This is a genomic window from Chitinivibrionales bacterium, assembly GCA_014728215.1.
In the GTDB taxonomy this organism is placed as follows: Bacteria; Fibrobacterota; Chitinivibrionia; order Chitinivibrionales; family WJKA01; genus WJKA01.
In genome coordinates this window covers 1-3,144 of record WJLZ01000113.1, presented here as the reverse complement: position 1 = coordinate 3,144, position 3,144 = coordinate 1, and the positions used below count along the sequence as shown (strand labels likewise).

Sequence of the window (3,144 nt, the reverse complement as noted above, 5' to 3'; positions counted from 1 at the left end):
GTTATAATCTGTCCTAAAACGAATGACGCCGGTTTGGACGCATTAGTCAATACATTGTCTCCTGCTGAAGCAGAGGAGATGCAAAATCTGATTGATAAGGAGTTTTCTAAAATTGGGGGCTTAGGGGGGCTTGGGGTCAAATCTCGAATTGATGAATTGCATTGATAAAAAAAACAAAATTTGCTGATAATACCGAAAGACAAATTCGGAGGTGAATATAAAGAAAAATTTTCCAGTAATTATTGAGATGATAAAAACGACGTATACATTGTAAGTTGTCCGGTTATTCAGGGACGTCACATTTACGGATATACCATTGAAGAGGCAATGGAAAACATCAGGAAAGCGATCATTGTCAGTTATTAGGAAGATCAGTCGCCGCCTTCGAATGCATTTATCGGTAATCGGGATATTGAGATGGCTCTCTCATGAGTACGGTTCCTGCATGGATGCGCGCACATCCATGGAATTACAAGCAGGCGCTCATAGGATAATTGAATAAAACGTTATGAGCAGGCAATGGCGAATAGAGTACGAAGGGGCACTACACCATGTTCTTTCCAGAGGAAATGGAAGGCATGAAATATTCCTCGATGATGAAGACAGAAACGAATTCATCGACCTGATGAAGGAAACATCCGAAAGGTTCGATCTGGATTTCTACACATATGTCCTCATGGGGAACCATTACCACTTTCTGATGAAAACCAGGCGGGCGAATCTGTCAAAGAGCATGCAGTGGTTCGGGGCCACATACACGAGAAGGTTCAATCTCCGCCATAAAAGGAGCGGGCATCTCTTTCAGGGACGGTTCAAAAATTTCATAGTTGAAAACGACGAATACCTCCTCCGGCTGTCGTGCTATATTCACAGAAATCCGATAAGGGCCGGAATCGTGAAAAGACTTGCCGACTATGAATGGAGCAGCTATCCGGCATATGCCCACGGAGAAGGAAACCATGAATGGCTCGACACAGGGCCGATATTGTCCCAATTCGGTGGGCCCATCAGCGTCAGGAGAAAGAAATACAGGGAAAAAGTTCAGCGCTATTCCGGCGAAGAGGAAGACCTGTGGAAAGATTTCAATCATGGGCTGTTCCTGGGATCCGCCGGATTTGCCGATGAAATCCGGTCTAAACATCTTCCGGAGGAATGGCACAAGGAGAAACCCCAGCAGCGTGAATTGAAAAAGAGCATCGATCTCGAAATGATCCTTCAAAAGGCCGGAAGGATTGTCGGCCGCAATTTCGATAATATGAAAAGGCCGGGCAGATTGTACGGGGAAGATAAAATCAATCGGGATTTTCTGATTTTTATGTTGTGGGAAACGGGGATGTATACGAATGAAGAGATCGCTGTAAATTTCGGCCTGTCGTACTCATCCGTCAGCAAGGCTGTTTCGGCGTTGCGGAAACGATTTATGGAGGATGAGCCGTTGCGGGGGCGATTTGAAGAGATAAGGGATCAATTCAAGAATGACCCTCTTGACTCGATGGCGTTTAATCAACAGTCGCGCAGGTTGGGCTGAGGAACGAAACCCAATAACTAAACTGAAAAGGCAGGTGAGATAAATAATGGAAACTGTCAATCAATTGGCCGAGAAAGCGCTTCCACCGGCCGAACGCATTCGACTGGTGGAAGCAATTTTGTACAGCCTTGATAAGGCGAATATCGATATCGAGCAGGCCTGGAGCGCCGAATCTGAGGCTCGATATAAAGCATACCAAAAAGGAGAGCTTGAGACAGTCGATTGGGATGATATCAAAAAGAGGTATGAAGGTTGAAAGCTCGACTTGTTTCCGTAGCGTGTATTGAACTGGGTTAAGGGATAAAATATTATAATCATAAGTAAATCTTTTCAATGTTGGGTTTCACTGCGTTCAACCTATCCTACAGTACCGGATGCTGTAAACGGAGACTGGCTATTTGAAAATATTCGAAATAATCTGGCCGCAAGATAGAATAGATCACATTGCGGAACACGGCATCACACCTGATGAAGTCGAAGAAGCCTGCTTTGATTTACCAATGGTTTTGAGAGGAAAAACCCAAGGAGAAAACCCTGTTTATTATGTTCTCGGAGAAACGGATGCCGGGAGATATTTATTTTGTGTTATCATTTCATTTCCTGATGGAAACGGATATCCTGTAACAGCAAGAGATATGACTAAAAATGAAAAACAAAGATACAAAAAATGGAGAAAAATATGATACAAAAAGCAATACCAGAGAGCGATTCCATTAAAGAATTGGCTCAATTTTGGAACACACACGATTTAACGGATTATGAGGATCAACTGGAAGTGGTTACTGACACCGTATTTGAACGAAAAACAACGATAAAGATCGATTTACGGATTGATGAGGCAGAAGCCATTCAAAAAATAGCCCAAGAAAAAGGAATACCGTTTCCAACTCTTGTACGGGAATGGATTCTTGATAAAATTCAGGCAGCATAGATTACGAATGAATTCAAAAACCATCCCAATCATGGACTGACAAAAATAATTCGTATTTTACTTTTCATTAAAGAGCATTGTCAGGTTTTATTAACCAGGAGATTTACCATGTCTGAACTGAATATAAACCTGTCTTCTCCTGAAATCAGAAGACAGGGCTGGCATGCGTTGATGACTCAATTAGGGGCTGCCGGAACACTTAAATTCATGATGGAATACAACCAGGGGGAAGGAGATTATACCAAATCCAGGCTGGAAATGTTTCAAAAGTTGACCGTGAAAGAACTGATGCAAGATATGAAAAAGGAAGGTTTTATTAAAACGTAAACGATTTGGCGGACTATAATGATCAACTGGAAGTGGTTACTTGCACCGTATTTGAGCGCAAAACAACGATAAAGATCATTTCAATCGTATCCCGGATACCACCGCCCTATCTCCGAAAAAACAGAGAACAGGCCAGTTGTATGCTGTTCTCGGAACATCAACGAGTCAAAGCGGGATCAAATATTTTTTTAAAAATTCAAGCGGTATAAGTCGTGGGCGCTCGCCTTATCGGTATTTTGAGATTGCCTTGGTCCCGGTCTGAATGGTACCTTCACCAATGTGAAAACCGTAACCGTCGATGTCGAGAAAGGCCACACCCACCGGACGGAGTACCAGTTCAACGAACTCTTCCGTATCG

The 3,144-nt window shown here is 43.0% G+C and carries 5 protein-coding genes; all 5 read left to right on the top strand.

The window, feature by feature from the left end:
- The first annotated feature begins 508 nt into the window (after positions 1-508).
- The 5 genes from GF401_08340 to GF401_08320 all read left to right on the top strand — a co-directional run bounded on the left by GF401_08340 (position 509) and on the right by GF401_08320 (position 2,786).
- The gene (locus GF401_08340) at positions 509-1,528 is read left to right on the top strand and encodes a hypothetical protein (protein MBD3345055.1); all 1,020 of its coding nucleotides are present in this window, start codon (positions 509-511) and stop codon (positions 1,526-1,528) included.
- A 46-nt stretch (positions 1,529-1,574) separates the two neighbouring features.
- Complete coding sequence (locus GF401_08335; GenBank protein MBD3345054.1) at positions 1,575-1,784, top strand: addiction module protein; 210 nt, start codon at positions 1,575-1,577, stop codon at positions 1,782-1,784.
- A 142-nt stretch (positions 1,785-1,926) separates the two neighbouring features.
- On the top strand, positions 1,927-2,211 hold the full coding sequence (locus tag GF401_08330; GenBank protein MBD3345053.1) for a hypothetical protein: 285 nt from the start codon (positions 1,927-1,929) through the stop codon (positions 2,209-2,211).
- A complete protein-coding gene (locus GF401_08325; protein MBD3345052.1) occupies positions 2,208-2,459 on the top strand; it encodes a hypothetical protein in 252 nt (83 codons plus the stop codon). Before GF401_08330 ends, GF401_08325 begins: the two co-directional genes overlap by 4 nt.
- Positions 2,460-2,567: 108 nt before the next feature.
- Positions 2,568-2,786, top strand: a complete 219-nt coding sequence (locus GF401_08320) for a hypothetical protein (protein ID MBD3345051.1) — start codon at positions 2,568-2,570, stop codon at positions 2,784-2,786.
- Positions 2,787-3,144: the final 358 nt, after the last annotated feature.